Origin of the sequence: Janthinobacterium breve, assembly GCF_051380895.1 — a bacterium.
GTDB lineage: Bacteria > Pseudomonadota > Gammaproteobacteria > Burkholderiales > Burkholderiaceae_D > Janthinobacterium.
In genome coordinates, this window is record NZ_JBNYXY010000010.1 from 187,463 (window position 1) to 212,228 (window position 24,766).

The window sequence follows — 24,766 nt, forward strand, 5'->3', positions numbered from 1 at the left end:
CACCGCGCTGACGACGATCTTGCCCGGCTGCCCGCCCCGTTCCAGCAGGCTGGCCGACGGCAACCTGGTCGAGGTGCTGCTGGACGAAGCCTTCGCTGGCCACCCAACCCACAGTTGCTGGCTGCTGTGGCCGTCCGGGCCGCACCTGGCGCCGAAAGTGCGGGCCCTCGTCGATTTCCTGGCCAAGGCCAAGCTTCTGTTGCCAGCTGCCCACAGATAAGCGAGACGAAATACATTTGGACAAATATAGATTTATAATGGCAAGCCTCCCCGACGCCCTGCGCGCCCTACCCTGGACTTGCCGCAATGAAGCACTTGCACGATATTCCCTCTGCCTTCAAGCATGAATTTGCCAACCCGCGCCTGTGGTGGTCGCGCGCCGTCGTCGTCGGCATGGCCGCCATCGCGGGCCTCGTCGTCGTCGGCTTTACGTGGCTGGCGGAGGAAGCGCTGGACCTGTTTCTCTTTTTTAACGGCAAGGCCTGGTGGTTCGCCCTGCTGTGGACGCCCGCCTGCGCCGCCCTGCTGGTCTGGCTGACGCGCCGCTATGCGATGGGCGCTGCCGGCTCCGGCATCCCGCAAGTGATGGCCACCTTGGACCCGGCCGTGGCACCCGAACAGCGTTCGCTGTTTGTCTCCCTGAAACTGAGTGCCGCGAAAATCGTTCTGACGGCGGGCGGCTTGCTGGGGGGACTCTCGCTGGGACGCGAAGGCCCGTCCGTGCAGATCGCCGCCGGCGTGATGCTGGCTGCGCGCCGCTGGCTGCCGCGCCACTCGCAGGTGAGCGCCCATTCCCTGCTGGTGGCCGGCGGCGCGGCCGGCATCGCGGCCGCCTTCAATACGCCGCTGGCAGGCGTCATGTTTGCCATCGAGGAACTGTCACGCTCGCCCGAGCAGCGCAACAGCGGCCTGATCGTGGCCGGCATTGTGCTGGCCGGCATGATGGCTGTGTCGATCCACGGCAACGCCACCCACTTCGGCATCATCCATCCTGGCCCCATCGGCCTGGCGCTGGCCTTGCCCGGCTTGCTGGTGACCCTGGTAGCGGGCGTGGCCGGCGGCCTGTTCGCCAGGCTGCTGCTGGCCTCCGCCCGCGGCAATCCGCTGGGCAGACTGTCCGCGTGGAGAAAAGGCCGGCCCGTGCTGTTCGCCGCCGTCTGCGGTCTGCTGGTGGCGGCCATCGGCATCGCCAGCCATGGCGCCACGTTCGGTAGCGGCACTGTGGCCACGCGCGCCATGCTGGAAGGCGCGTCCGACGTGGCGCCCGCCTTTGTTGCCTTCAAATATGTGGCCACCTGGCTGACCGTCTGGTCGGGCGTGCCGGCTGGCATCTTCGCGCCGTCCCTGGCCATCGGCGCCGGCATCGGGCATGACATTGCGCAACTGCTGCACTACCCGCACGCGCCCGCCCTGATCGCACTGGGCATGGTGGGTTTCCTGGCCGCCGCCACGCAGGCGCCCCTGACGGCTTTTATTATTGTCATGGAAATGGTCGATGGCCACGGCATGGTGCTGAGCCTGATGGCCTGTGCCGTGGTGGCCAGCACCGTCTCGCGCGTGCTCAGCGAACCGCTGTACGGGGCGCTGGCGCAGCTGCAGCTGCAACGGCTGCCGCAAGCCAGCCGGGACACTACATCGTAAACGGAAACGGCTGCATGCCCGCCTGCCTGTCATCGGGGGCGACCACGGCCAGCAAGGCGTTCAAGCCCTGGTTCAGGTGCGCCAGGCTGTCGGGGTCCAGCTGGGCCAGCGCGCTGGGCAGCAAGCCGCGCGCGGGCTGCGGCGCGCCGGCGATCACGGCCTGCCCTTCCACCGTCAGGGTCAGAGTCACCACGCGCTGGTCGGGCTGGTCGCGCGCCTTGCGCACATAGGCTTTTTTCACCAACGCATCGACCAGGTTGCTGGCCGTCGTCTGGTGGATGGATATCTTGCTGGCCAGTTCGCCCATGCGCAAGCCTGGCCGCTCCAGCAATTCCTGCATCACCCACAATTGCGCACCCGACACGCCACATTGTTTCTCGATCTGCGCCGAGTGCCGCTGCGCCGCGCGCATGACGACGCGCATGTTTTGCAAGGCCATGCCTTGCGCCCTGGCCATCGCCGAAACTTCCGCTTCCACCACCATTGCCTCCCGTTATCCTGCCGGCTTCGCGCCTGCTGGCGGGCCGGAATCCGTACATGATACCTGCAAAGGCGGGCGCGACCCTACTGCCTATAGCCCGGCAGGCACTGGCGCTCCGGCCTGCCAAGCCTTTTCCCACAACTGCTTGCCCCGCTTGTCCCAGCGGCGCTCGATGCCCTGCTTCTTGCCATGCTCGTACGGCACAAGCTGCAGCAGGCTGCCATCGCTGGCCCAGACTTGCAGCAAGCCATGGCGCTGGCCATCGCGCATGGGGATGACCTTGGCGTGCACGCCATTGTCATGCCATTCCGTCACATCGCCCTGCTCGCGCCCCTGCGCGTCCTGCTGCCAGGCGATCGACGGCTTGCCGTTGCTGCCCCACTTCTGCATGCTGAGCAACTTGCCCTTGCGGTACAGGGCTTTTTGCGCCAGCTGGCCATTGTCATGGCTTTCAAACGACCAGCCATCGGCTTCGCCATCCACCCAGCGCTTGCGCGCGAGCACCTTGCCATCCTCGGCCAGGGTGAGGAACTCGCCATCCTGCTTGTCATGGATAAAATGACTGCGCTGGAACAGCTTGCCATCGGCGTAAAACACTTCCTGCAAGCCATGCATCTTGCCGCCTTTCAGGAAGGCGTGGCTGCTCATCTTGCCATTCGGCCCGTATGACACGTACTCGCCATCGGCCATCTGCTTGCCGTGGTAGCTGATGCGGTTCATCAGTTGGCCATTTTCATGGTAATTCTCGGAGATGCTGTCGCGCCCGTTCGGCAGCAGGGTCACGCGCTGCTTGACCTGCCCGTTTGCATAGAATGACGCGCCACCGGTCAGCACATTGCCCCTGGCGTCCAGCCTCTCATCGCGGGCCAGCTGTCCATTCGGGTAATACCACTTGCGCAGGTGGACGAACGTGGCCAGGGGCAAATCGAGGTCGGTGGCGTAGGTTTCCAGCGCCACCGTGCCCGGCGCGTCGGGAAACTCCAGCAGCACATGCCAGGCACCCAGCGCCTCGTCGCGCACGGGCGGCGTGCGCAGCGCATATGCGGCGTGGCGCATGTCGCTCGCCGCGTAATCTTCGTCCAGGTAGATGCTCTTGTCCTGCGCTGGCTGCTGCGCCTGTGCCGGAGCCTGCTGTTGCTCCTGTTCCTGCGCCGCCAGCGGCAGGGCCGTCATGAGCGCCGCCAGCAGCGCCAGGCGCATGGTCCGCATGGTTTGTCGATATGGCATGCGATCCCCTACTTTGCCGCTACGGGCTGGTCATCCTGCCACACCTGCTCCAGCACCAGCTTGCCGGCCTTGTCCCAGTGGCGCTCGATGCCGTGCTTCTTGCAATGTTCGTACGGCACAATCTGCTGCAGGCTGCCATCGCTGTGCCAGACACGCAGCAAGCCGTGACGCTGGCCTTCGACAAACGGAATCACGCTGGCGCGCACGCCATTTCCATGCCAATCCGTCGTATCGCCGTGGTCGCGCCCCTGTGCGTCTTTCTGCCACGCAAATATAGGACGGCCATTCGGACCCCACGTTTGCAAACTGAGCGTGGCACCTTTCTGGTACAGCGTCTTGTTCGACAAGACGCCATTGCCATGGCTTTCAAACGACCAGCCGTCGGGCTTGTCGTGCACCCACACGGTCCTGGCCAGCACGCTGCCGTCCTGGGCATACCGGACAAACTCGCCCTCGCGCTTGCCATCGACGAACTGGCCCCGTCGGTGCAGCTTGCCATCGGCATAAAACGATTCCTGCACGCCATCCATCTTGCCGTTGCGTTGATACGAGCGGCTGCTGACGGCGCCATTCGCGTCGTAGGACACATGCTCGCCATCGGCCATCACTTTGCCGTGATACAGCGTCTTGTGCGCCAGTTGGCCATTCTCATGGTAACTTTCCGAGATGCTGTCGCGCCCGTTCGGCAGCGGGGTCACCCGCTGCTTGAGCTGGCCATTCTCGTAGTACACGCAGCCACCAGGCAGCGCCTTGCCCTGGGCATCGAATTTCGCTTCCTTCAACAGCTGGCCATTCTCGTAGTACCACTTGCGAAAGTAGACAAACCTGACCTGGCTCAAGTCGAGGTCCGTGGCATAGGTTTCAAAGGCCAGTGCACCCGGCGTATCGGGAAATTCCAGCCGCACATGCCAGGCGCCCAGCGCCTCGTCGCGCACGGGCGGCGTGCGCAGCGCATACACGGCACGGCGCTGATTGCTCGGCACGAAATTTTCATCCAAATACATGGTCTGGTCTTCTTCCTGTCGCGTTGGCGTTTGCGCTGCGGGCTGTTCCTGTGCCGCCACGGGCAAGGCTGCGCCCATGCCCAGCGCGGCAGCTAGCAGCCAGCGCATCGTCTGTTGTGTGTGCATTGTGTTCCGTTGCAATGTTATGGTGCGGCTGCCATCATAAGGGAAAGCAACGTTTTCTCCTGTCACGAAAGAAACACATGCACTTGCCAGCCGCCCCCAGCGACACCCATATACTGGACATCATCGATGCCTGGATCGCCGACCTGGCGCGCGGCGATTACGCGTGCGCCCATGCGCGCACGGCCCACGACGCGTACTACGGCTGGACGCCGGCGCTGCTGCGCGCCGTGATCGAAGGTTATGGTTCGCCGGAAGCGTATGCGGACGGCAGCGTGTATCGCGTCACCCCGGCCGCGCAGGCCAGCGGCGTGCCGCACGAACGCTGCGTCGAGCGCCCGGCCAGCGAGGACGGCGGCATGGCGATTGCCGAGGCGCGCCACGCCCTGCCCCTGAACGGCGCCTGGTCCGACCTCACCGCCACGTTTCGCGTGGAAGGCACGGCGCTGGGCGCCAGGCTGGTATTACAGGAAATTCACGTTTTCTAAGCCGCGCCATCCTTGACGGGCGACAACTGGCTCGCATGCAGGCGCGCATACGCACCGCCCTGCTGCAGCAAGGCGGCATGGCTGCCCGACTCCACCAGGCGACCGCCCTGCATGACGACGATGCGGTCGGCGCTCTCGATGGTGGATAACCTGTGGGCGATGACGATGGTGGTGCGGTTGCGCATCAGCACTTCCAGCGCCGCCTGCACCGAACGCTCCGATTCCGTGTCCAGCGCGCTGGTGGCTTCGTCCAGCAACAGGATGGGCGCATCCTTGTACAGGGCGCGTGCAATCGCCAGGCGCTGGCGTTGCCCGCCAGACAGGCGCGAGCCGTTCTGCCCCGCCTGCGTGGAGTAGCCTTGCGGCAGTTGCATGATGAAGTCGTGCGCGTAGGCGGCGCGCGCCGAGGCTTCGATGCGGGCCATGTCCGGGGCCGGGTCGCCATACGCGATATTCGCCGCCATGGTGTCGTTGAACAAAATCACATCCTGGCTGACGAGGGCGAACTGGCGCCGCAGGGCCAGCAGCGCGTAGTCGCGCACGTCGACGCCGTCGAGCAGGATCTGGCCACCGCTGACGTCGTAGAAGCGCGGCAGCAGACCCAGCAAGGTCGTCTTGCCGCCGCCCGAGCTGCCCACCAGGGCCACCGTTTCGCCGGCGCGGATGTCGAGCGTGATATCGCTCAAGGCCGTGGGCGCATCGGGATCGTCGCTGTTGTAGCGGAATTGGACGTTTTGCAAGGACAGATTGCCCTGCACCGTGGCCGGCGCGATGCTGCCCGGGTCCGGTTCCAGCGGCGTATCGATCAAGCCGAAGACGGACTCGGCCGCCGCCAAGCCCCGCTGCAGCGGCTCATTGATCTTGGTCAAATTCTTGATCGGCGACTGCATCGCCATCAGCGCGCCCATGAAGGCGACGAAGGCGCCCGGCGTGATGGCGCCGCTTTGCGCTCGCAGCATGGCAAAGTAAATCACGGACGATAGGGTAATGCCGACGAGCATCATGATGAAGCCGGAATTCATGGCCGAAGTGGCCGCATGCTTGACAGCCAGTTGGCGGTTGCGCTTGACCACGTCGACGAAGCGCGTCTGTTCATAATCTTGTCCGCCAAAAATTTTCACCACGCGCTGGCCGGCGATGCTTTCGTCCAGCACGGAGGTCAGCTCGCCCACTGCTTGCTGCGAACTCTTGCTCAGGTGGCGCATGCGGCGTCCCGCCAGGGTCACGACGATGGCCACGATGGGCATTGAAGCCATGCAGAACAGGGCCAGTTTCACGTCTATGCTGAACAGCAAGATCAGGTAGCCGATGGTGGCCACGGAATCGCGCACCATCACGTTGAGCACGTTCAAGCCCGCCTGCGACACCTGGCTGGCGTCGAAGGCCACGCGCGACTGCGTCAGACTGGTGGTGGTGGTATCGAAAAAGCGGCTGGGCAGGCGCATGATGGTGGCGAACATCTTTTCGCGCAAGTCGGCCTGCACCCGGCTCGATAGCCAGACGGAACCGTAATCGCCGGCAAAACTGGAGACCATGCGCAGCGCAGCCAGTCCCAGGATGGTGGCGGGGATGACCCACAAGTCCACCTGTCCTGCCTGTGCCGGCAGGAAGCGGTCGACCCAGCCCTGCAACATGCCCATCACGCCGGACGCGGGCGCGACCTGTGCGCTGGCCGTCGTGCGCATGGCGTCGACGACGTTTTGCAACTGGCGGATTAACAACACATCGGTGGCGGACGCCACGCCCACAGCCAGCAAGGTGGCGGCAACGATGGCGCCATAGCGGCGAAACTGGCCGACCAGGCGGAAAAACAAAAGGCGACTTTGCTGCATGCAGATGGAAAAAGTGAGGGTAAAGCGTGATTCTAACCGCTGCCAGACTTACCTAGAGGAAAGTCGTCGCCTTGCCGGCGCAGAACCGGCAAGGACCAGCACGGAAGATCAGCTCTTTGCCACTTTCCACGCAGCGCTGCCAGCCTTGCACACTTTCAGCTTCAGGGTCTGTTCCTGGCCCTTGGCGCTCAAGCCCACCTGCACCTTGCGGCAGGTTTGCGCATCCGTCTTTTCCGTGTCGCTGGCCGTGATCTCGGCGGCGATGCGCACGGAATTGCGCAAGCCTTCATTGCTCCATTGCACGGTTTCCCCATCCTTCTTGTCATTGAGCACGTCGGTGACGGCCTTCACGAAGACGGGCTTGTCGTTCTTGTTCAGGTAAGCCATCGGCGTATCGGCCAGGAAACCCAGGCCGACGGCAGAAGCGGGAGCACTGAAGACGACGCTGCCCAGTACCAGGGCGGACAGCAATGTGGCGGGACGAATACGCATGGAAAACTCCTTATAAAGAAATAAGCGGAACTGCCGGGACGCCCCTCAGCCGGGATATGCCGGCGAGTATCTCTGGCCAGCAAGGCATCAATGCGGGGCACGAAATAGATCGCCGACGACTGCGCCGTGGAAAAATCCAGCAACCTGTCCGTCTTGATAACGCCATCATAGCCTATGCCGACCATTTTTTTCTGTAAAGCAAGTGCACGCTTGACTTGCCATGGTCGCTGGCTTTCAATGGCAATAGTTTCCTATTGTTAACTTTGCCTGCAGCCACTCTCTTGGCGCGGCAGCGATGAAAGGATGGCGGCGATGGCACTGGCACATGAGCAGCATCTGATGGATACGTGGCAGACGGGCGGCTTGAAACCGCCGCCTGCGATTGCGGCGGCACCGTCTTTACCATCCTGCACCAGAGGGTGATGGCCGACATGCGGCGCCGGCAATTTCTCGGTGGCACCGCCGCCATGCTGGCGCCGTTCATCGGCCTCGGCCTGTCCTCCGGCAACGCCATCGCCCAGCAGCCGCAAGTGTCCCAGCGGCCCCTGCTGCTGACCAATTTGCGCCTGTTCGACGGCACGGGCAAGGCGCCCCGTTCCGGCATCCACCTGCTGGTGACAGGGCCGCTGATTACCGCCCTGCTACCGGCCGGCGAGAAGGTGGAAGGCGCGCAAGTGATCGATTGCCAGGGCAAGCTGGTGATGCCGGGCCTGATCGACGCCCACTGGCACAGCATGCTGGCCGCCATCAACCAGGTGACGGCCATGACGTCCGACGTCGGCTATCTGTATCTGGTGGCAGCGCAGGAAGCGCGGCGCACCCTGCTGCGGGGATTTACGTCCGTGCGCGACGCGGGCGGCCCCGCCTTTGCATTAAAACGCGCCATCGATGAAGGCATCGTCGACGGCCCCCGTATCTTTCCCTCGGGCGCCATGATTTCGCAAACCTCGGGCCATGGCGACTTCCGTTTGCGCTCGGACGTGCCCCATGCGGCGAATGCGCCGTTGAGCATGGCGGAAACGGCGGGCATGGCCATGATCGCCGATGGCGAGGCGGAAGTGCTGCGCCGTGTGCGCGAGCAGCTGATGCTGGGCGCGACACAGATCAAGATGATGGCCGGCGGCGGCGTCGCGTCGATGTACGACCCGCTCGACAGCACGCAGTATTCGGAACGCGAACTGCGCGCCGGCGTGGAAGCGGCCGCCGACTGGGGCACGTATGTAATGACCCACGTCTACACGCCGAAAGGCATACAGCGGGCCATCCGCGCAGGCGTGCGCAGCATCGAGCATGGCCAGCTGGCGGACGACGAATCGGTGCGCATGATGCGCGACACGGGCACATGGTGGAGCTTGCAGCCTTTCCTGCAAGACGCGGATGCGAACGTCTACCCCGATGCGGCGCGCAAGGCCAGCCAAGCCATCGTATCGGAAGGCACCCTGAAGGCGTATGCGCTGGCGCAAAAGTACGGCATCAAAACGGGCTGGGGCACGGATATCCTGTTCAACGCGAAAAATACGCCCACGCAGGGCCGCCAGCTGGCCAAGCTCACGCGCTTTTACGATCCATTGATCCTGCTGGCGCAGGCGACGGGACAGAATGGAGAATTGCTGGCCCTGTCCGGCCAGCGCGCGCCCTACCCGGGCACCCTGGGCCGTCTGGCCGTGGGCGCCCTGGCCGACTTGCTGGTGGCCGATGGCGACCCCACGAAAAACCTCGATTTTTTGGCCCGGCCGGAAGAAAGCCTGCTGCTGATCATGAAGAACGGGCGCATCTACAAGGACACATTGAGCGCGCCATTGGCAGGCTGAGGCCAACAGCGTTGGCAAGCGGGCAAGGCTGCCGCATAATGCGGGCATGTTCAAACTGACTTTTCTCGGCACCTCTTCCGGCGTGCCCACGCGCCACCGCAACGTCACGTCGCTGGCCTTGCAAACCACGCACAACCGCGACTGGTGGATGATCGATTGCGGCGAAGCCACACAGCACCGGCTGCAGCGCCTGCCCTTGTCCGTGCACGACCTGGTGGGCATCTGCATCACCCACGTGCATGGCGACCACAGCTATGGGCTGCCGGGCTTGCTGGCCAGCGCCTCCATGACGGGCCGCAAGAAACCCCTGCTGCTGATCGCCCCGGCCGCCATCAAAGCCTGGATCGACGCCACCTTGCTGCACACGGAACTGTTCTTGACGTATCCGCTGATCCACATCGACGTGGACAGCGATCCCATCGTCCACCAGGAAGCGGGCTTAACCATCTCGCGCCATGCGCTGTCGCACCGCGCACCGAGCGTCGCTTATCGTTTCGCGCTGGAAACGAGCAGGTGGAAGCTGGACAAGGCCGCCCTGCAGGCGGCTGGCGTGCCGGCCGGTCCCGCCTGGGGACTCTTGCAGGCGGGCCAGGATGCAATCCTCGACGATGGCACGGTATTGAGTGCCGCCGCTTTCCGCCAGGTGGAAACGCAGCGCGCCACGGTGGTGATCGGCGGCGACAACGACACGCCAGCGTTGCTGGCCGAGGCTTGTGCGGATGCACAACTGCTCGTGCATGAAGCCACCTACACGGAAGCGATGCTGCAAAAAGTGGGTCCCGGCCCCACGCACAGTTCCGTGCAGCGCGTGGCGCAGTTCGCCGCATCGGTCCGCTTGCCGAACCTGATCCTCACCCACTTCAGCGCCCGCTATCACAATGCGGACGGCATGGCCGAGCTGGAAGCGGAAGCGCGGCTGCATTATTCGGGCCAGCTGTTTTTGGCGCGCGACTTCGACAGCTATGAACTCGATGCAGCCGGCGTGCTGACCAGGCTGCCGGCGAAATCCCACTAACAACCGTTTAGTGGGGATTGACGCCGTACTGCGCCGCATATTCGGCCGCCAGCGCGCGCGCCGCCTGCTGCTGTGACGGCGTGAGTATTTCCAGCAACTGATCGCGATTCTTGACCGATTGCGCGCTGCCCGCCTCGGCCGGCATGGCGATCCACGCATACGCCTGCACCTAATCGAGTTCCACGCCCTGCCCTTGCGCGTACAGCAAGCCGTATTCATTCTGCGCCGACGGGGAACCGGCCTCGGCTGCCTGGCGCCCGTAGGCTCGATGCGATGGCCCTGGTAATACAGGCTGGCCAGCTGCGGCTGCGGCGTCGAATTGCTTGAATGCCTACGCGTGATGACCGTCGTTATAAGCGAGGATGCCCGCTTCATTAAAAGATGCTGTCGAGACCTCCATGAAGATTCCTTGTTCAGGGATTTTGTGGCATTGTACACAGCACTGTTCCACGCAGAATGCACGATAAAGAACGTGTGGCGCATTGCCGGATTCATGCAGTATGATCATTCTCCGCATGATCCAATCTGGGTATTGTGCCCGATGCCTACCCAAGAATATCTCCATGAAACTGATTGCTCTGCTTTTATCCCTGATTTCCACCTCGGCTTATTGCGGTACGCTGCACCTGGAAAAAGCCGTGACAGGCAAAGTACGGCAAGCGGCCGATATCCGTTATGCAAATCACGATGAAAAGCAGACCTACCAGCTGAAAATCGGAAAGCAGTGGATACGTGGCAGTTGCAGCAGCAGCGGCACGGGCAATTTGCACGCGCTGCTGCTGGACATGAATTTTGACGGCCATGCCGACCTGTGGGTCACCGGCTACACGGATAGCCAGGGCCGCATCCGCTGTTCCGACGTGTGGCTATGGGATGCGTCGGCGAAGCAATACAGTTTCAACAAGCCATTATCGGCGATTCCTAATCTGGATATCAGCATAGCCGATCAAAGAATCGAAGGCGGCATCGCCAATTGCGGCTGCGCGGCGCAATGTTTTTATGAAGACAGCTATGCATGGCGGGCTGGCAAATTAATCGCCACCGCCCGGCGCGAACAGGATTGCGAGCGCTATCGGGAATATCGCTTGAATGAAAAAAATGACTTGATCATCGTCAAGGATGAAATCATCGATAGCAGCAATCCCGGCCAGCAGGCAACCGAGAATACCAAAGCAGTTGATTGGCAGCGCCAGGCGCACATCATGCGCAAACCTTGGGAGTAAATCCTTAACTACCGTCCAACAATTAACGCACACATGACGACACATCCAGCATCGATTACTTTCCATGCCGCTAATGCGGACGACACCCCGGCCTTCATCGCATTGCGCGGCAAGACGCGGCAAAATGCCATTTCCGCAGAGCGCCTGGCCGAAGTGGGCATTACGGCCGAGTCCTGGGCCGAGATGATGCGCTCAGGCAGCTTGCCCGGCCAGGTCTGCCATCACGATGGCCAGCTGGTCGGCTACTGCTTTGGCCAGCGCGACACGGGCGAAATCATCGTCCTGGCGCTGCTGCCGGAATTCGAAGGCCTCGGTATCGGCAAGAGCATGCTGGAATTAGTGATGACGGAACTGCGCGCACAAGGCCATCAACGGCTATTCCTGGGCTGCTCCAGCGATCCCGCCTCGCGCTCCTACGGCTTTTACCGCTACTTGGGCTGGACCCCGACGGGCGAGACGGACAAGTATGGCGACGACGTGCTGGAGTTTCACTTTACGGTCTAGCGGCTAGCCAGGCACGCGATTGGCATCCCACACGCGCAGGATCTGCGTAATGGCCGCGTCAAACACGGCGTAGCCAACGCCATCGCGGGCCTGGATAGCCACGCCCGATAAAAAGCTGTCGAAAACGGCTGCCAGCGCCACGGCATCAGTACTAACGGGCAATTCTCCGCTGGCCATGCCCCGCTCGACGCAGCGCACGAAGCCGGCACGCGTGCGCATGCGCGAGGCAGTGAGCGGTGCAGCCACGGCCGCATGCTCGGCCGTCGGCGCGCTCATGCAGCCGAGCGCCACCATGCAGCCGGGTGGATGTCCCGGCTCGGACTGCATGCTGCCCGACTGGCGCAAGGCCAGCTCGATGGCCGCGCGCGGCGCCAGGCCATCGTCCCACAGGCATTCCGTCACGCGCGCAAAGGTGTCCAGATAGCATTGCGCCGCCTCGCGGAACAACGCTTCCTTCGAGCCGAACGCCGCATAAAAGCTGGGCGCGGAAATGCCGCCGCCCAGGCTCGCCTTGAGCTGGCTCAAGGACGTCGATTCATACCCCTGCTGCCAGAATAAAAACATGGCCTGCTCGACCGCTGCCTGCCGGTCGAACGTGCGCGGCCGTCCCATTTGCGCCATCCATCGCTCCTTCTCATCTACTTATAGACTACTTACATACTACTCGATACAGAAATCATTGACAACGCGGCGCGCCATCGCCTATATTTATACCGATCGATACATATATGCCACCACGACGGTCCAGGGCATTCCTGCGCCTGATCACTTTACAAGGATGTTTGCCGTGAATCACGCCAGTATCACCACCGGAGCCAGCCCCGCGCTGGCCGACCACCTCCCTGTCGCCGGCTTGCTGGCCCTGGCCATGACGGGTTTTATCTGCATCGTCACGGAAACCTTGCCCGCCGGCTTGTTGCCGCAGATTAGCACCGGCCTCGGCATCAGCGCCGCGCTGGCCGGGCAAATGGTCACGGCCTATGCGCTCGGCTCCTTGCTGGCGGCCATTCCGCTCACCATCGCCACGCGCGGCTGGCGCCGCCGCAACGTGCTGCTGCTGACCATCATCGGCTTTCTCGTGTTCAATACCGTCACGGCGCTGTCGTCGCATTACTGGCTGACCCTGGCGGCCCGCTTCTTTGCCGGCATGGCGGCCGGGCTGGCGTGGAGCTTGCTGGCCGGCTATGCGCGGCGCATGGTGGCGCCCCATCAGCAAGGCCGGGCCCTGGCGCTGGCCATGGTCGGTGCGCCCGTCGCCCTGTCCCTGGGCGTGCCGCTGGGTACTTTGCTCGGCTCGCTGGTGGGCTGGCGCGCCGCGTTCTGGATCATTTCCGCACTGACATTGATCCTCATCGCCTGGGTACTGGCGAAGGTGCCGGACTACCCGGGCCAGTCCGTCCATGAGCGCTTGCCCCTGCGCCGCGTCTTCACCACGCCGGGCGTGCGCCCCGTGCTGGCCGTCGTCATCGCCTGGATGCTCGCGCACAACATTCTCTATACCTACATCGCCCCGTTCGTGGCGCCGGCCGGATTGACGGGACGCATCGATCTGGTCCTGCTCATCTTCGGCGCCGCCGCCATGGCCGGCATCTGGATCACGGGCAAGCAGGTCGAGCGCCATTTGCGCAGCACCGTACTGGCCAGCCTGGCCGTGTTCGCCGGCACAGCCTTCGTGCTGGGCGTCGCGTCACATCTGCCTGCCGTCATCTACCTGGGCATGGCCGTCTGGGGTCTGAGCTTTGGCGGCGCGGCAACGCTCTTGCAAACGGCGCTGGCCGACACGGCCGGCAGCGGCGCCGACGTGGCCTTGTCGATGAATGTGGTGGCGTGGAATGGCGCCATTGCGGCCGCGGGCGTAGTGGGTGGCGCCCTGCTGGAAACCTGGGGCGCGGGCGCCTTCCCGTGGGCCATGGTGGCTTTGCTGCTGCTGGCGTTCGTGCTCGCCTGGTCGGCCCGCGCACATGGTTTCCGGCCGGGACGGCGCAGCGGTGCAGCATCCGTGGCCGGGCATTGAGATTGTCTTATTGAGTCGCCGGCACCGTCACGATGCGCGGCACATGCCCCGTGTGCGCAAGGAAACTGAGCAAGGTGGCGTGCGACAACGCCACCGTGGCCGTGTTGCGCAGCGGATGGGCTTGCAGATGGCTGGCCTCCCACACGGCCTGGTCCAGCACCAGTTCCACCGCCTGCGTACTGTCGTGGATCAGCGCAAACAGGCTGACGGAGCCGGGCGTGATGCCCAGGTGCTGCAGCAAGCGTTCGGGCGAGGCCAGGCTCAACTTGCTGGCCGGCAGCAAGCGCCCCAGCGCCGCCAAGTCGATGCGCTTGTCGGAAGGCACGATGACGAGAAAATGCCGGCGGCCCTTCTCGTCGCGCACGAACAGGTTTTTCACCATCAGGCCGGGCATGGCTGGCACATGGATGAGCGCTTCGGCGATGGTGTGCACGGCCGGGTGTTCGACCAAGGTGTGCTCGCCGGCGCAGCTTGCCAGCCAGCGGGACAGGGGGTTGGGCATGGTGACTCCTCAGCTCGGACGCGATGAGGGATTGTAGGTGGTTGCTGCGCTGTTCGCTTGCTGTCGCCGCTAAGGTTTTTTCTCCGCCTCTTCTTTATCGGCGGCCGCCAGCCCCCAGTCATTCCAGCCTTCCCCGAACAGCTCGATGGGATGCTGCGTGCGCTCGGAACCATTCCCGCAGCGCATGGCGTCCGGCGGACAATACTTGTCGCAGCCCCAGCAGATGCGTTCAGGGTTCTTGGGGTTTAAAGGAAAAGGCTTGGCCATGGGGTGGGCGATGGAATCGGTTGAGGTCTCTTCGACGACTGTAGACCTGGCGCGGGTGAAGGTCAAACGAATTCCAATGAGCAATTTGTCCGAGATCAATTCTATGCAGATGGATAGTGTGGCTGCAAAACGCAATACCCTTCCAGCACGATACGCGCGACATGAACACCGCCATCGGCTGCCGGCTACGACTTGAGCTCGTCGCTTTGATGCGTTCCCAGCATGCTTCGGAGGCGAACAGGCCGTGGCTGCCTTTCTGGCCCATGTAGGGTCTGGCGCTGTCGAGGGTGACGGATTGGGTCTTGGCGATGCGGCTGAGGTCTTGTGCCAAGGCTTCGGCGAAGGCGTAAACGGGTTTCATCAGGCGCAGGAGTTCTTGGAAGCGCTCACTCAATGTATGCGCCGAACGATGTATGCATTGCCGGTAAGTTCAAAACCGAGCGTCGGATAGTAGGACATGGCATCCGGGGCGGAGAGCAGTATCAAAGACACTTCGTCGCCAATGATTGCCTGGGTGCGCTTGACAAGCTCTTTGCCGATACCCAGGCCTTGGTATTGCTTGTCTACCGCCAGGTCCGAGAGATAACAGCAATACGCATAGTCGGTCAGCGACCGGGCCATCCCCACAAGCTCGCCATTCACCCATGCCGACAGCAAGAGGCAAGGCGCGGCAAACATGCGCGCGATTCTCGGGAGATTATCGGTCGGCCGCTTGATGCCAGATTGATCGAAGACACGAACGACATCCAACGGATCAAGAGGAAAGTTATGACGATATTCGACAGTGATGTTTTTCATTGGTTCACGGGTGTAAGGAGATTGCGCATGGGAAACCTTTTCTATGCACATAGTATAACCAGCGATGATCCAGGCATGTGGACGATACGACATACGTGAAAAGTGCGGATCCCCGTCTCGCCTTTGCGCCGATGTTTGAACGCCTGTGTCGCGAGCGGGAGGCGCCGCCAAGTGCCTGCATGGTCGGCAGTCATCGGGTGAAGGTAGCAGAGGCTCGATGATGCCAACGACCACATCGCCGGCATGGCCATACGGTTATTCAAGCGCCTCCAATCTGTTAAAATAGTTGGAATTTTAATGATCAGACCATGAATAACCTGGATTTTTCAAATACAAGGAATGTGCTTAGCCAATGAAAGCCATTATATTCTGCACCAGCTTTATAAAAGATGCCCCATCATGGGAAAGTCGGTATCAACGGTGGCTCGACTATTACGAAAACATACCAATCAATGCAATAAAAAAAATAATGATTGATGATGGGTCTCCGTATCTTCCGCCTGCTGAAATCATCAATACAATTTCCCATAAAACTCCGTTGGCTTCAAATACCGACAAAAATCTCATCGTTCACTTCGACAACAATTTGGGGCGACAAAGCGGAGCTGACTACCCCGGTTGGTGGCGGAGTTTCCTCCATTCCATTCAGGTGGCAAATGAATTAGGTGTAGATAAAATCATCCATATCGAGTCGGATGCCTATATTTTGACGCCTCGCCTGGTAAATTTCATCAATGAAATAGAATCAGGCTGGAACGTTTTATGGTCTCCACGCTATCGTTTTCCAGAGACTGCCATTCAAGTCATCTGCAGAGATCAATTTAGCATTTTTGAAAAAATCAAAGACGATCATCCAGATTTTTCCTTTCCGGATATTGCGGAAAGATTGCTTCCTTTCACAGCTGTACACCAGCAGTTCAAAGGGGACCGCTACAGCGATTTCACGAAAAACAGATGGATATTTCGTTCGCGAAAATTCAACAAAATTCCAATTTTTAAACATGAATTTTTCTGGGAAACAATACCGCCGGATGCAGACTTTGTTACACAAGGCATTAGCCGCCAACAATTCGTCTTCAGACGCGATGAAGAAGCGTGAGCTTGTCGTGGCAGGGAAGTCGCCAACTCGCACATGCCAGTTAATGGCGCAATAAGCGGTTCCGCCATGCGGACAGGGATTGGTGCGTCTTGAGGCTCCGGCGGCGTCATAGAAAAATATGCATGCTGGAAATGTGGAACCTTCTATGTCTTTAACTAAAAAAGAGCAAACTTGGCAAGGATTGTAAGTATGTTGGTATCGTTACGATGGCATAAACGCGTGTACGCCACCCTTGCTAGCTCCTTTTTTCTTGTCGCCGGTGCCTCATCGGCACTCGCTACCACTCTAAACGAAGATCGGACACGAGGCGACATACATGGATTGTTTGAGATAAGGGAGGCAGCTGTAAAATTCATTGCAGCAGAGAATCTGAAAAATGGAACAAGATGGCAGGCCATGGAGCCGAACCGGAAGATTCTGGTTGCCAAATGCGCGATATCTTTGCATGTGAAATGGGTTCCCAAAAGTCATGGCCTGTCTGGACCGAATGTTGCTATCAGCTGCGGCAAGACCGTAAAACCCACGACACAAAAGAAATGGGAAGTGTTCGTACCAATCGATAAGGGGACGATGGCGCATAAATGATCAGATCCGGCTCACGAACGATTCAACTACCCATGCACGCAAGGGGCAGGTCTGCCGTTTGTACACGAACTGAGGCATTGGCTGCCGTAGAAGCTGGCTCAGTCGAGGCGATAAAGAACCACGAACGCGCGCCTACGATATGTGGCACGGCCTTAGCAAGGGCAGCACAATTTTGCTACTAAAATCACCACGCTAGTGTAAGCGAACAACGGCAGATATAATAATAGATTCAGATTTTACTGACACCACAATACCACATGAAAATATTATTCATCGCCTCGCTAGGAATTCTATCGCTAACTCAAACATCACCAGCCTTCGCGGATATTATCAACGGGAAAAATCTCTACATACAGAGATGCGCCATGTGCCACGGAACAGATATCAAAGGAACAGGACCATTGGCTAATAAAAGCAATCCTCCAACACCTGATCTTACAACATCGGCTTTCAAAAAACGACTAAAAGACTATCCTGGCGTTATTGTTTCATCAGTCATACTTCGTCCCAATGGCGACTTGATTCCAAAAACTTTGCGAGAAAATGGCGTAAAAATATCGCCGTACGCATGGAAGGTTCAGGATTTTCGCGATTTAAATCAATACATGAGCGGTGTGATTTCAAAGAATCGATGATTTCGAGATGAGAAGGGGGGGCGATACTGCCGTCAGAAGATTCGGGGCGGACCGGACCGGCAGGTACAGCCCTTCAAACCTCACGCGCAGGGCGCGAAGGCAGAAAACGAACATTGAAATTCTTCGCAATATCAGAGTACGATAAAAAAGCCAGCACATGACTGGCTTTTTAACTATGCTGGATTTTCTTGAAACTGTTTTGCATTATCACAAATTTCATACCATGCAGGCTTGGAGCCAACATAAACATGAAATTGCATTCTTACCTCAGGATCATCATCCAAGCAGTTAACGGATATTGGGAATGAATCATTCTCTGAGCCAATTTCTCCCAAAGAAGTCCCGCAGTTTTTGCAAAAAGTTCTTGTATATTTAAACGGTGGCTCTGGCTCATATCGTTGAATAAATTCTCGCCCCTCCAGCAAGGTAAATGAATTTTTATCAACGAAGGCCAAGGCACTCGCTCCCGCCTTCCGACAACGAGAACAGTGACACATACCCATCATGCTTGGGGGCGATGCCAATTCAAACTTTACTGAACCACAGCAGCAACTGCCGTTGATCATGATGTGTCCTTTTTGAATGTTGACACTGTATTTTTACACAGTACTTCCAGACAGGCAAGGCACACATTGACATGCCGTCACCACCGAGCAGACCCGCTCCGAAAATATGACGCCAACGCATTCTAGCGGCGTTGCAAATGCCCAGAGCAACGGCTATGAAGCGAGCTCTGACCTGCCTGCCGCAACACTGGATATAGCCCGACTACTCCTTGCATCATGGCAAGGTCATGTCCAACCCGACCATCTTGACAACGACGAAGGTGACGATCCCCAAGGCCAGGAGCGATAGCGCAAAGACTGCGACCACCTTGCCGCTGGCGCGTAGCACCGCGCGATTCTGCTTCGCCTTATCCTTATCCTTCTTCCCTTGATCGTAATGCCACTTGATGGCGAAGAACATGCCCGTGCCGAGCACGAGAGCCTTGAACGTCACGAAGACTATAGGGGTCCAATCCATCATTTTGCGTATTTCCAGTCTATTACTTGACACTATCTATCGTGAGGAGAACTACCTCAGAACGCTGCTTCAGCAGCTTTCTGTTCAAACCATCCCCAGGCATCCTGTCTGACTCTTTCATTATATCTGCCTATGAAATAACCATGGCATCGGGCGCAGCACTGTGCCGAATGATCCAGATGAGAGATGAGAAAACGTCAGCGACTGCCATGCAAGGATGGTATTGCTGCACGTTCTGATGCATACTACCTGAAAACAATTTCCATACATTGAGACAAAATGTCCCAGTTGAAAACCATACAAGATGAACATTTGACTATCTGGCTGCCGCGCTTGGCCAGCAACAAAGGGCCACGGTTTTTGCAGATTGCGGATGCGTTGCAGGCGGCGGTGGCAGACGGATCTTTGGCACCGGGTGACCGCCTGCCTACGCAGCGCCAGTTGGCAGCCCAGCTGGACGTCGACCTGACGACGATCACGCGCGCATACGACGAAGCCAGGCGCCGCAACTTGCTGGAGGGCCGCGGTGCTCGAGGCACGTATGTCGCGGCGCCGAAAGTCGAATTGACCGCTATCCTCGACCTGAGCATGAATACCCCGCCACCGCCGGATGGCGTGGACTTCGACGACATGTTGAAACAAGGTTTGTCTCAAGTATTGATGCGGGCAGATAATGAATTGCTGATGACTTACCACTTGGGCGGGGGAAGCGACTCCGACCGTAAGGCTGGCGCCAAATGGCTGGCACCGATGTTTGGACATCTGGATTCCGGGCAGCTTGTTGTCTGTCCGGGTGCGCAAGCGGCGATCGCCGCATTGATCCTTGCGCTGACGCAGCCTGGCGACATTATCCTGGCAGAGCCAACGAGTTATCCCGGCTTGCGTGCCGCAGCGACCCAATTCGGCCGGCACCTCATTGCGGTGGAAGCGGACAGGCACGGGATGGTGCCTGAGATGCTTGAGCAAGCGTGCCGCCAGCACAAGCCCGGGCTGGTCTACCTCAATCCGACATTACAGAACCCGACCGCCATCACCATTCCGGAACGCCGGCGCAAGGAGCTTGCCAACATAGCAAAGCGCTGCAATGTACGCATCGTCGAGGACGATCCCTACTGGCTCCTTGCCGATGCCCCGCCGCCGCCTATTGCCACGTTTGCCCCGGAACAGGTGTACTACATATCAACCCTGTCGAAATGCCTGACGCCCGGCTTGCGCGTCGCCTTCGTGCTGATACGCGACCCGCACGAACGCGAACGCTTCCTGGTCGCGCTAAGATCATTTGCGCTGATGGTCGCTCCTCTGACGGCCGCACTGGCCACTCAGTGGATACTCGACGGTTCGGCTGACGGATTGATGGAAGGCATACGCAAGGAGGCGCGCCTGCGCCACCGCATGGCGCGGGATATTCTGGCGGGGCGGTACAGCGGCACGGAAGACGGCCTGCATGTATGGCTCGAGTTGCCGGCGTATTGGAACTCCTCACAGCTTGCGCGTGCAGCCGACAGAGAGGGCATCGCAGTCACACCGGCGGAGGCATTCGCCACTGGCAGCGGATCCGTGAATGCAATTCGGATCTCTTTGGGGTGCATCAAGGACCGTGGACGCTTGCAGGCGGGTCTTCAACGACTGTCTCATCTGCTTGCGCGGCGGCCCGAGTCGTTCAGCGCTGCCGTGGTTTAACTGTCCAGGAAACACTGTGCTGCATCCGGGAGTTTTCTCAAGACGGTCGCACATTGGCTTGCTGCCTCAGTGTGTATTTATCGTGAGGTCACGCGCGAAGGTGAACCGACTGGCAGAAAGCTACGTTAGCCGTGCGGCACAACGTCTGCTTTGGGTCAGGTCGCCATTCAAGCACGGGCTGATGCGTTGGATGCCATGGAAGCTGGCTCAGTCGAAACCCAGTTAGAACCACGAACGCGCTCCCACGGCGCGCGGAGCTGCCGCGCAGGGGCAGCAGGTGGACGATTCGGGGCGGGCTGGGCCGGTAGGCCCAGCCCTTCGAATAGTGCAACCCGTCGCCAGATTTCAAATCTTCAAAATACTTCATCCTTTTCAGTTGCTTGCGCGCGACTTCGTTCCGCACGCAATGTTTTTCCGTCACCTTGTAACGTACTGTTTTCACCATCCCACACGGACGATGCGGAAACGTCTTTATGCGACGGCATGCTCGATGGCCTTGACGGTGCCGCTGCCGGCGCCAGCCGTGGCCGGCACTGTCCGGGAGCGCGCCGATTGCCGTTTTGGCCAGTATTTACTTGAACATCCAGACGCCTTGTTGCACAATCAGCCATTTTCCTGGTGGGAGATGCATGATGAGTGACCTGAAAGCGGTCGGCGCCCTGACGATGGCAGGTGTGACGGCCAGCGAGATCGAGGGCGATACAACGCCGCCGCCCAGCGTTGCGAACTGCGCCAACTGCCAGGCGCCGCTGGGCGGCGCGTTTTGCCAGGCCTGCGGCCAGTCGGCCCACATCCACCATTCGCTGCTGCACCTGGCCGAAGAAGTGGTGCACGGCATCCTGCACTTCGACGCCAAGGCTTGGAAGACGATCCCGCTGCTGGTGGCCTTTCCTGGCCGCCTGACGCGCCGCTACATCGACGGCCAGCGCCAGAACTATGTTTCGCCGCTAGCGCTGTTCCTGTTCATGGTGTTCCTGACCTTCTTCGTCACCTCGTTCGGCGGCGGCCAGCTTCTGACCCGCGACGCCAATATCGCCTCGCTGACCAAACACGCCGCGTCTGCCAAGCTCCGGGTCGAGCGTAATGAGCTAGCGCTGGATGAGGCTCGCAAGGCCGATGTCGGGGTCGCTGGTGTCGAGAAGGCGCTGGCCGTTTCGCGCAAGCTTCACCACGAAGCCGAACAACGCCTGCTGCACGTCGTGTCGCCCGAAAAAGTGACCAGTGAGGAGGCAGTTGAGCTGAGAGAGCCCGGTTGGTTCGACAAGATGGCCTCCAAGATCGCGTCCAGCCCGCCCAATCCCAACGCCACGTTTCCGGAGTTGGAAAAAAGCTTTCATCACGCAGCAGAGAATCCCGAGCTGGCGTTTTACAAGCTCAAGAACACGATCTACAGGTTCTCGTTCCTGCTGATCCCGATCTCGCTGCCCTTCATGTGGCTGATGTTTTTATGGAAACGCGACGTGACCATGTACGAGCATGCGGTGTTCGTGCTGTACTCGCTGTGCTTCATGTCCTTGCTGTTTACCGTGCTGATACCGCTATCGATACTCAACCAGGGCTGGCTGATCGGATTGCTGGTGTGCCTGGCGCCGCCCCTGCACATGTTTCTGCAGCTACGCGGTACCTACAACCTGGGCAAATGGGGCGCGCTGTGGCGCACTTGCATGTTACTGCTGGTGGCCAACATCGTGCTTTGCGTGTTCATCGTGCTGGTGTTGATGAAGAGCGTGCACTAGAGTCACAAAAGCGGGGGGAGGATTCGGGGCGAGCTGGGCATGTAGGCCCAGCCCTTCGAATCTCACAAACAGTTTAACCCGTCGCTAGTTTTCAAGTCTCATAAATATTTATTCAACATCAATGACTTAGCATATTTTTCATTCCGCATTCAAGATTTTTCTGCAGTATTACAATGCCCTAGTCTCGTGGCCACATATAGGCGATGCGGAAACGTTTTTTGCTATGCAAATGCAAACTAAAGGGCACGGGAATAGGCTACGACCTCGCGATTACCTAAAGGCAACTTATATCAAAATTTCAATGTTAGTATGTTGCTTGATATTTAATACCCAGGAATACTTGATGGACAACCTCGATTTCTTCGAGCGCCTGTACAAGGGCTTCGAAGCCGAAAATCTTATTACTGGCCGCATCTTCGCCTGTGGTCTGGAAGCATTCAAACTACCCGCCGACTTCGGATTCGACCTGCTGGTTTCAAATCAGTTCGAACTGCTGAAGGCGAGCCAGGGGACAGCCCCGGTAAAAGTGCGGAGCACCGCCTTCCCTTATGTACTGCAGGTCAAGTCGCGCTGGACCGGTCCGCTGGCACTGAATGAAAGTAACCGATACGAAGTAGCGGTCGAATTCTTCGTCAATGAGTCGGAATTCGCGAAGATCACTAGCAGCGACTCGGCTTTCCTCGTCTGCGTGATTTTTCTGCCGGCGCAGTCCGGCGAGCTTCTCAACCGCCCCATACTATTCTGGGCCGATGGTCCCTGGCTCAAGTGCGCACGCGGTTGTGGGTATCTACTGCCGCATAGCATCAATGGGAACGCACTATTGAAACTCACTTTGATCTACCGGTCCAATCCTGTCGTGTCGGCAGCCAAAGTCCTAGGCGATCTCAGCAATGAAATGTTTGATGCCACATGTAAGGCGCTGGGCAAGGTCGTGTTACCAGAGCTGGAAGCGACATTCCAGCAGCTGGCTAAAAATAAGGCAAAGTCGCTGGCAGGTACCCTGCCTGTCGGATACAGAACGAAGGAATACTTGTCGCTGCGACGACCGAAGCTAGATTTCAAAGCTGGATCCAGAGACGGAACCCATACCGTAGAGAAAATGCTGGCCCCCACCCAGCTCGACTTGCAACATCTCGGTTGTGGTGAAAAATTCGATCAATTCGACGATACCGGGGGCGCATTCATTGATAAATGGGGTACCGAGAAATTCGTTTAGTCAAACGACAGGAAATATATGGGCTGATATGCAGGACGAGCACGGAGCGAGCGGGGGCAGGCGCAGGCCTGCCATTCAGACACAGATTGATGTGTTGGAGGTCGTAGAGGCTGGCTCGCGAGCAGGCTCCCTGCTCGCTTCAACTGGCATTAAAACAGCCCGAAGGTGGTTTCTTCATCCCTTGGCGGAAGCGGTGTAATGCACATAGCTAGCATTCAGAAGCCCTGCACTGCCACCCACCATTAATGTACCTACTTTCGTACCGTCGATTGATAGGAACACAGAATTTTTCAGGCCTCAGACTTTCGGTCGCCAGTCCATAGCCAGCTCCCTTCGAGGACGGGCCCGAGCGCAAGCTTGGGAAGCTCGACAAGAAACTCAACACCCATGCGGGCTTGCGGCCCGCGCGCAGATATCGTCAATCCACCACTGCGGTAGCAACACTGCGATGCAATGACCCAAGATCCACAGTTAGTTCTCCATGCAACAAATAATAAAAATATATTTACAGATGTACAAATAACATGATATTTTCTCCGTGCTAGATTATTATTTCGACACTTAGATAGCATTAAATCAACTAAATCCTACTGACTGGACTCCTCATGTATTTCAAAGCAATTATCCTGGCCCTTACCACCCTCGCTGCTAGCGCAGCATCCGCCCAAACTGTCAACTTGGTAAAAAACGGTGACTTCGAAAAGACGTCGAATGGTGCCAACAAGCAACTGACCTATCTGACCACCGTCACCGACTGGAAATCGATCGGCTACAACTTCGTGTATGCGGCCGGTACCGCCGACACCGTTGGAGCGGCATCATCGCTCGGCGGTATGGTGAAGTTTTGGGGGCCTGGAACGGGTGAGAACAATGGACTGAGCAACAGCCCTACGGGAGGCAACTTCATTGCTGCAGACGGCGGCTACGAAGTAGGTCCCATCTCGCAAACCATCAATGGTTTGGTGGCAGGACAGAAATATGTCGTAGGCTTCGACTGGGCCGCGGCGCAACAATCAGGTTTTACGGGTGCCACTACGGAAAACTGGACAGTATCTTTGGGTGCGGAACAATACACCACTTCCACTGTGCAAAATGCCAGCCATGGCTTTGTGCCCTGGATGCATGAAACCATGACATTTACCGCCAGTAACACCAGCGAAGTACTGTCCTTCCTGGCAAAGGGCACGCCAACAGGCCAGCCACCATTTTCACTGCTTGACAACGTTACCATGATGGCGTCCGTGCCCGCCGTGCCTGAGCCATCGAGCTGGGCCATGTTGGCCGGTGGCTTGGGCCTGCTGGGCTTCATGGCACGCCGCAAGAAAATGGGAAAACTAGCTTAAACGGCAATATCACATGGAGGTGCGGCC

At 59.1% G+C, this 24,766-nt stretch carries 28 protein-coding genes; 15 read left to right on the plus strand and 13 right to left on the minus strand.

The window, feature by feature from the left end; all coding sequences use genetic code 11:
• Positions 1-19 precede the first annotated feature (19 nt).
• Positions 20-220 carry a type 2 periplasmic-binding domain-containing protein gene (locus tag ACQ4W0_RS21145; protein WP_436578540.1) on the plus strand — a complete coding sequence of 67 codons (201 nt, stop codon included), beginning with the start codon at positions 20-22 and terminating at the stop codon, positions 218-220.
• A gap of 86 nt (positions 221-306) precedes the next feature.
• Positions 307-1,641, plus strand: coding sequence for a chloride channel protein (locus ACQ4W0_RS21150; protein ID WP_436578541.1), 1,335 nt, complete (start codon positions 307-309; stop codon positions 1,639-1,641).
• Here the strand turns inward: ACQ4W0_RS21150 and ACQ4W0_RS21155 are convergent.
• From ACQ4W0_RS21155 to ACQ4W0_RS21165, 3 genes are all read right to left on the minus strand, one after another.
• Complete coding sequence (locus tag ACQ4W0_RS21155; protein ID WP_436578542.1) at positions 1,631-2,125, minus strand: MarR family winged helix-turn-helix transcriptional regulator; 495 nt, start codon at positions 2,123-2,125, stop codon at positions 1,631-1,633. The two genes, ACQ4W0_RS21150 and ACQ4W0_RS21155, sit on opposite strands and share 11 nt — an antisense overlap.
• 87 nt (positions 2,126-2,212) lie before the next feature.
• Positions 2,213-3,349 carry a toxin-antitoxin system YwqK family antitoxin gene (locus ACQ4W0_RS21160; protein ID WP_436578543.1) on the minus strand — a complete coding sequence of 379 codons (1,137 nt, stop codon included), beginning with the start codon at positions 3,347-3,349 and terminating at the stop codon, positions 2,213-2,215.
• A gap of 8 nt (positions 3,350-3,357) precedes the next feature.
• Entirely contained in the window at positions 3,358-4,479 is a 1,122-nt protein-coding gene (locus ACQ4W0_RS21165) for a toxin-antitoxin system YwqK family antitoxin (RefSeq protein ID WP_436578544.1), read from the minus strand.
• 77 nt (positions 4,480-4,556) lie between these two features.
• Here ACQ4W0_RS21165 and ACQ4W0_RS21170 point away from each other — a divergent pair, with 77 nt between their 5' ends.
• Entirely contained in the window at positions 4,557-4,964 is a 408-nt protein-coding gene (locus tag ACQ4W0_RS21170) for a hypothetical protein (protein ID WP_436578545.1), read from the plus strand.
• Here the strand turns inward: ACQ4W0_RS21170 and msbA are convergent.
• Positions 4,961-6,796, minus strand: coding sequence for a lipid A export permease/ATP-binding protein MsbA (gene msbA, locus ACQ4W0_RS21175; RefSeq protein WP_436578546.1), 1,836 nt, complete (start codon positions 6,794-6,796; stop codon positions 4,961-4,963). The genes ACQ4W0_RS21170 and msbA overlap by 4 nt on opposite strands.
• 108 nt (positions 6,797-6,904) lie before the next feature.
• On the minus strand, positions 6,905-7,288 hold the full coding sequence (locus tag ACQ4W0_RS21180) for a hypothetical protein (RefSeq protein ID WP_436578547.1): 384 nt from the start codon (positions 7,286-7,288) through the stop codon (positions 6,905-6,907).
• A 347-nt stretch (positions 7,289-7,635) separates the two neighbouring features.
• Here ACQ4W0_RS21180 and ACQ4W0_RS21185 point away from each other — a divergent pair, with 347 nt between their 5' ends.
• Complete coding sequence (locus ACQ4W0_RS21185; RefSeq protein WP_436578548.1) at positions 7,636-9,099, plus strand: metal-dependent hydrolase family protein; 1,464 nt, start codon at positions 7,636-7,638, stop codon at positions 9,097-9,099.
• A 46-nt stretch (positions 9,100-9,145) separates the two neighbouring features.
• Positions 9,146-10,114: a ribonuclease Z gene (locus ACQ4W0_RS21190; RefSeq protein WP_436578549.1), complete on the plus strand. Its 969-nt coding sequence runs from the start codon at positions 9,146-9,148 to the stop codon at positions 10,112-10,114.
• A 7-nt stretch (positions 10,115-10,121) separates the two neighbouring features.
• Here ACQ4W0_RS21190 and ACQ4W0_RS21195 read toward each other — a convergent pair whose 3' ends face one another.
• The gene (locus ACQ4W0_RS21195) at positions 10,122-10,283 is read right to left on the minus strand and encodes a hypothetical protein (protein ID WP_436578550.1); all 162 of its coding nucleotides are present in this window, start codon (positions 10,281-10,283) and stop codon (positions 10,122-10,124) included.
• Between the two features lie 331 nt (positions 10,284-10,614).
• Between ACQ4W0_RS21195 and ACQ4W0_RS21200 the strand changes: the two genes are divergently transcribed.
• Positions 10,615-11,337 carry an XAC2610-related protein gene (locus tag ACQ4W0_RS21200; RefSeq protein WP_436578551.1) on the plus strand — a complete coding sequence of 241 codons (723 nt, stop codon included), beginning with the start codon at positions 10,615-10,617 and terminating at the stop codon, positions 11,335-11,337.
• A 33-nt stretch (positions 11,338-11,370) separates the two neighbouring features.
• Positions 11,371-11,841 carry a GNAT family N-acetyltransferase gene (locus tag ACQ4W0_RS21205; protein ID WP_436578552.1) on the plus strand — a complete coding sequence of 157 codons (471 nt, stop codon included), beginning with the start codon at positions 11,371-11,373 and terminating at the stop codon, positions 11,839-11,841.
• 3 nt (positions 11,842-11,844) lie between these two features.
• Here the strand turns inward: ACQ4W0_RS21205 and ACQ4W0_RS21210 are convergent, their stop codons facing one another.
• Positions 11,845-12,462 (minus strand): TetR/AcrR family transcriptional regulator, encoded by a 618-nt coding sequence (locus ACQ4W0_RS21210; RefSeq protein ID WP_436578553.1) that lies wholly within the window; start codon positions 12,460-12,462, stop codon positions 11,845-11,847.
• A 247-nt stretch (positions 12,463-12,709) separates the two neighbouring features.
• On the opposite strand from ACQ4W0_RS21210, the gene ACQ4W0_RS21215 reads away from it, so the two are divergent.
• Positions 12,710-13,855, plus strand: a complete 1,146-nt coding sequence (locus ACQ4W0_RS21215) for an MFS transporter (RefSeq protein ID WP_436578718.1) — start codon at positions 12,710-12,712, stop codon at positions 13,853-13,855.
• A 7-nt stretch (positions 13,856-13,862) separates the two neighbouring features.
• On the opposite strand, the gene ACQ4W0_RS21220 is transcribed toward ACQ4W0_RS21215, so the two are convergent.
• The 4 genes from ACQ4W0_RS21220 to ACQ4W0_RS21230 all read right to left on the minus strand — a co-directional run bounded on the left by ACQ4W0_RS21220 (position 13,863) and on the right by ACQ4W0_RS21230 (position 15,422).
• The gene (locus ACQ4W0_RS21220; RefSeq protein WP_436578554.1) at positions 13,863-14,357 is read right to left on the minus strand and encodes a prolyl-tRNA synthetase associated domain-containing protein; all 495 of its coding nucleotides are present in this window, start codon (positions 14,355-14,357) and stop codon (positions 13,863-13,865) included.
• 69 nt (positions 14,358-14,426) lie between these two features.
• Positions 14,427-14,624, minus strand: coding sequence for a DUF3079 domain-containing protein (locus tag ACQ4W0_RS21225; RefSeq protein WP_034786630.1), 198 nt, complete (start codon positions 14,622-14,624; stop codon positions 14,427-14,429).
• A complete protein-coding gene (locus ACQ4W0_RS29155) occupies positions 14,587-14,985 on the minus strand; it encodes an immunity protein RhsI2 family protein (RefSeq protein WP_495542778.1) in 399 nt (132 codons plus the stop codon). The genes ACQ4W0_RS21225 and ACQ4W0_RS29155 overlap by 38 nt, the downstream gene beginning before the upstream one ends.
• A 29-nt stretch (positions 14,986-15,014) precedes the next feature.
• Entirely contained in the window at positions 15,015-15,422 is a 408-nt protein-coding gene (locus ACQ4W0_RS21230) for a GNAT family N-acetyltransferase (protein ID WP_436578555.1), read from the minus strand.
• A 352-nt stretch (positions 15,423-15,774) separates the two neighbouring features.
• Between ACQ4W0_RS21230 and ACQ4W0_RS21235 the strand changes: the two genes are divergently transcribed.
• The 3 genes from ACQ4W0_RS21235 (at position 15,775) to ACQ4W0_RS21245 (ending at position 17,741) form a co-directional block, all read left to right on the plus strand.
• Positions 15,775-16,521, plus strand: coding sequence for a hypothetical protein (locus tag ACQ4W0_RS21235; RefSeq protein WP_436578556.1), 747 nt, complete (start codon positions 15,775-15,777; stop codon positions 16,519-16,521).
• A gap of 219 nt (positions 16,522-16,740) precedes the next feature.
• Entirely contained in the window at positions 16,741-17,106 is a 366-nt protein-coding gene (locus tag ACQ4W0_RS21240; protein WP_436578557.1) for a hypothetical protein, read from the plus strand.
• A gap of 257 nt (positions 17,107-17,363) precedes the next feature.
• Complete coding sequence (locus ACQ4W0_RS21245; RefSeq protein WP_436578558.1) at positions 17,364-17,741, plus strand: c-type cytochrome; 378 nt, start codon at positions 17,364-17,366, stop codon at positions 17,739-17,741.
• A 173-nt stretch (positions 17,742-17,914) separates the two neighbouring features.
• Here ACQ4W0_RS21245 and ACQ4W0_RS21250 read toward each other — a convergent pair whose 3' ends face one another.
• Both ACQ4W0_RS21250 and ACQ4W0_RS21255 read right to left on the minus strand, forming a co-directional pair.
• Complete coding sequence (locus ACQ4W0_RS21250) at positions 17,915-18,307, minus strand: GFA family protein (protein ID WP_436578559.1); 393 nt, start codon at positions 18,305-18,307, stop codon at positions 17,915-17,917.
• 214 nt (positions 18,308-18,521) lie between these two features.
• The gene (locus ACQ4W0_RS21255) at positions 18,522-18,767 is read right to left on the minus strand and encodes a hypothetical protein (RefSeq protein WP_436578560.1); all 246 of its coding nucleotides are present in this window, start codon (positions 18,765-18,767) and stop codon (positions 18,522-18,524) included.
• Between the two features lie 276 nt (positions 18,768-19,043).
• On the opposite strand from ACQ4W0_RS21255, the gene ACQ4W0_RS21260 reads away from it, so the two are divergent.
• The 4 genes from ACQ4W0_RS21260 (at position 19,044) to ACQ4W0_RS21275 (ending at position 24,739) form a co-directional block, all read left to right on the plus strand.
• Positions 19,044-20,444, plus strand: a complete 1,401-nt coding sequence (locus tag ACQ4W0_RS21260; protein ID WP_436578561.1) for an aminotransferase-like domain-containing protein — start codon at positions 19,044-19,046, stop codon at positions 20,442-20,444.
• 629 nt (positions 20,445-21,073) lie between these two features.
• Positions 21,074-22,180, plus strand: a complete 1,107-nt coding sequence (locus ACQ4W0_RS21265) for a DUF3667 domain-containing protein (protein ID WP_436578562.1) — start codon at positions 21,074-21,076, stop codon at positions 22,178-22,180.
• 343 nt (positions 22,181-22,523) lie between these two features.
• Entirely contained in the window at positions 22,524-23,396 is an 873-nt protein-coding gene (locus ACQ4W0_RS21270; protein WP_436578563.1) for a hypothetical protein, read from the plus strand.
• A 605-nt stretch (positions 23,397-24,001) separates the two neighbouring features.
• The gene (locus tag ACQ4W0_RS21275; RefSeq protein ID WP_436578564.1) at positions 24,002-24,739 is read left to right on the plus strand and encodes a PEP-CTERM sorting domain-containing protein; all 738 of its coding nucleotides are present in this window, start codon (positions 24,002-24,004) and stop codon (positions 24,737-24,739) included.
• The last annotated feature ends 27 nt before the right edge of the window (positions 24,740-24,766 follow it).

Bases quoted from the DNA above. Each gene is read 5' to 3' on its own strand.
- ACQ4W0_RS21150 (WP_436578541.1), top strand. From the start codon at position 307: ATGAAGCACTTGCACGATATTCCCTCTGCCTTCAAGCATGAATTTGCC.
- ACQ4W0_RS21155 (WP_436578542.1), bottom strand. From the start codon at position 2,125: ATGGTGGTGGAAGCGGAAGTTTCGGCGATGGCCAGGGCGCAAGGCATG.
- ACQ4W0_RS21160 (WP_436578543.1), bottom strand. From the start codon at position 3,349: ATGCCATATCGACAAACCATGCGGACCATGCGCCTGGCGCTGCTGGCG.
- ACQ4W0_RS21165 (WP_436578544.1), bottom strand. From the start codon at position 4,479: ATGCACACACAACAGACGATGCGCTGGCTGCTAGCTGCCGCGCTGGGC.
- ACQ4W0_RS21170 (WP_436578545.1), top strand. From the start codon at position 4,557: ATGCACTTGCCAGCCGCCCCCAGCGACACCCATATACTGGACATCATC.
- msbA (WP_436578546.1), bottom strand. From the start codon at position 6,796: ATGCAGCAAAGTCGCCTTTTGTTTTTCCGCCTGGTCGGCCAGTTTCGC.
- ACQ4W0_RS21180 (WP_436578547.1), bottom strand. From the start codon at position 7,288: ATGCGTATTCGTCCCGCCACATTGCTGTCCGCCCTGGTACTGGGCAGC.
- ACQ4W0_RS21190 (WP_436578549.1), top strand. From the start codon at position 9,146: ATGTTCAAACTGACTTTTCTCGGCACCTCTTCCGGCGTGCCCACGCGC.
- ACQ4W0_RS21200 (WP_436578551.1), top strand. From the start codon at position 10,615: ATGATCATTCTCCGCATGATCCAATCTGGGTATTGTGCCCGATGCCTA.
- ACQ4W0_RS21205 (WP_436578552.1), top strand. From the start codon at position 11,371: ATGACGACACATCCAGCATCGATTACTTTCCATGCCGCTAATGCGGAC.
- ACQ4W0_RS21210 (WP_436578553.1), bottom strand. From the start codon at position 12,462: ATGGCGCAAATGGGACGGCCGCGCACGTTCGACCGGCAGGCAGCGGTC.
- ACQ4W0_RS21215 (WP_436578718.1), top strand. From the start codon at position 12,710: ATGACGGGTTTTATCTGCATCGTCACGGAAACCTTGCCCGCCGGCTTG.
- ACQ4W0_RS21220 (WP_436578554.1), bottom strand. From the start codon at position 14,357: ATGCCCAACCCCCTGTCCCGCTGGCTGGCAAGCTGCGCCGGCGAGCAC.
- ACQ4W0_RS21225 (WP_034786630.1), bottom strand. From the start codon at position 14,624: ATGGCCAAGCCTTTTCCTTTAAACCCCAAGAACCCTGAACGCATCTGC.
- ACQ4W0_RS29155 (WP_495542778.1), bottom strand. From the start codon at position 14,985: ATGAAACCCGTTTACGCCTTCGCCGAAGCCTTGGCACAAGACCTCAGC.
- ACQ4W0_RS21230 (WP_436578555.1), bottom strand. From the start codon at position 15,422: ATGAAAAACATCACTGTCGAATATCGTCATAACTTTCCTCTTGATCCG.
- ACQ4W0_RS21235 (WP_436578556.1), top strand. From the start codon at position 15,775: ATGAAAGCCATTATATTCTGCACCAGCTTTATAAAAGATGCCCCATCA.
- ACQ4W0_RS21245 (WP_436578558.1), top strand. From the start codon at position 17,364: ATGAAAATATTATTCATCGCCTCGCTAGGAATTCTATCGCTAACTCAA.
- ACQ4W0_RS21250 (WP_436578559.1), bottom strand. From the start codon at position 18,307: ATGATCAACGGCAGTTGCTGCTGTGGTTCAGTAAAGTTTGAATTGGCA.
- ACQ4W0_RS21255 (WP_436578560.1), bottom strand. From the start codon at position 18,767: ATGATGGATTGGACCCCTATAGTCTTCGTGACGTTCAAGGCTCTCGTG.
- ACQ4W0_RS21260 (WP_436578561.1), top strand. From the start codon at position 19,044: ATGTCCCAGTTGAAAACCATACAAGATGAACATTTGACTATCTGGCTG.
- ACQ4W0_RS21265 (WP_436578562.1), top strand. From the start codon at position 21,074: ATGATGAGTGACCTGAAAGCGGTCGGCGCCCTGACGATGGCAGGTGTG.
- ACQ4W0_RS21270 (WP_436578563.1), top strand. From the start codon at position 22,524: ATGGACAACCTCGATTTCTTCGAGCGCCTGTACAAGGGCTTCGAAGCC.
- ACQ4W0_RS21275 (WP_436578564.1), top strand. From the start codon at position 24,002: ATGTATTTCAAAGCAATTATCCTGGCCCTTACCACCCTCGCTGCTAGC.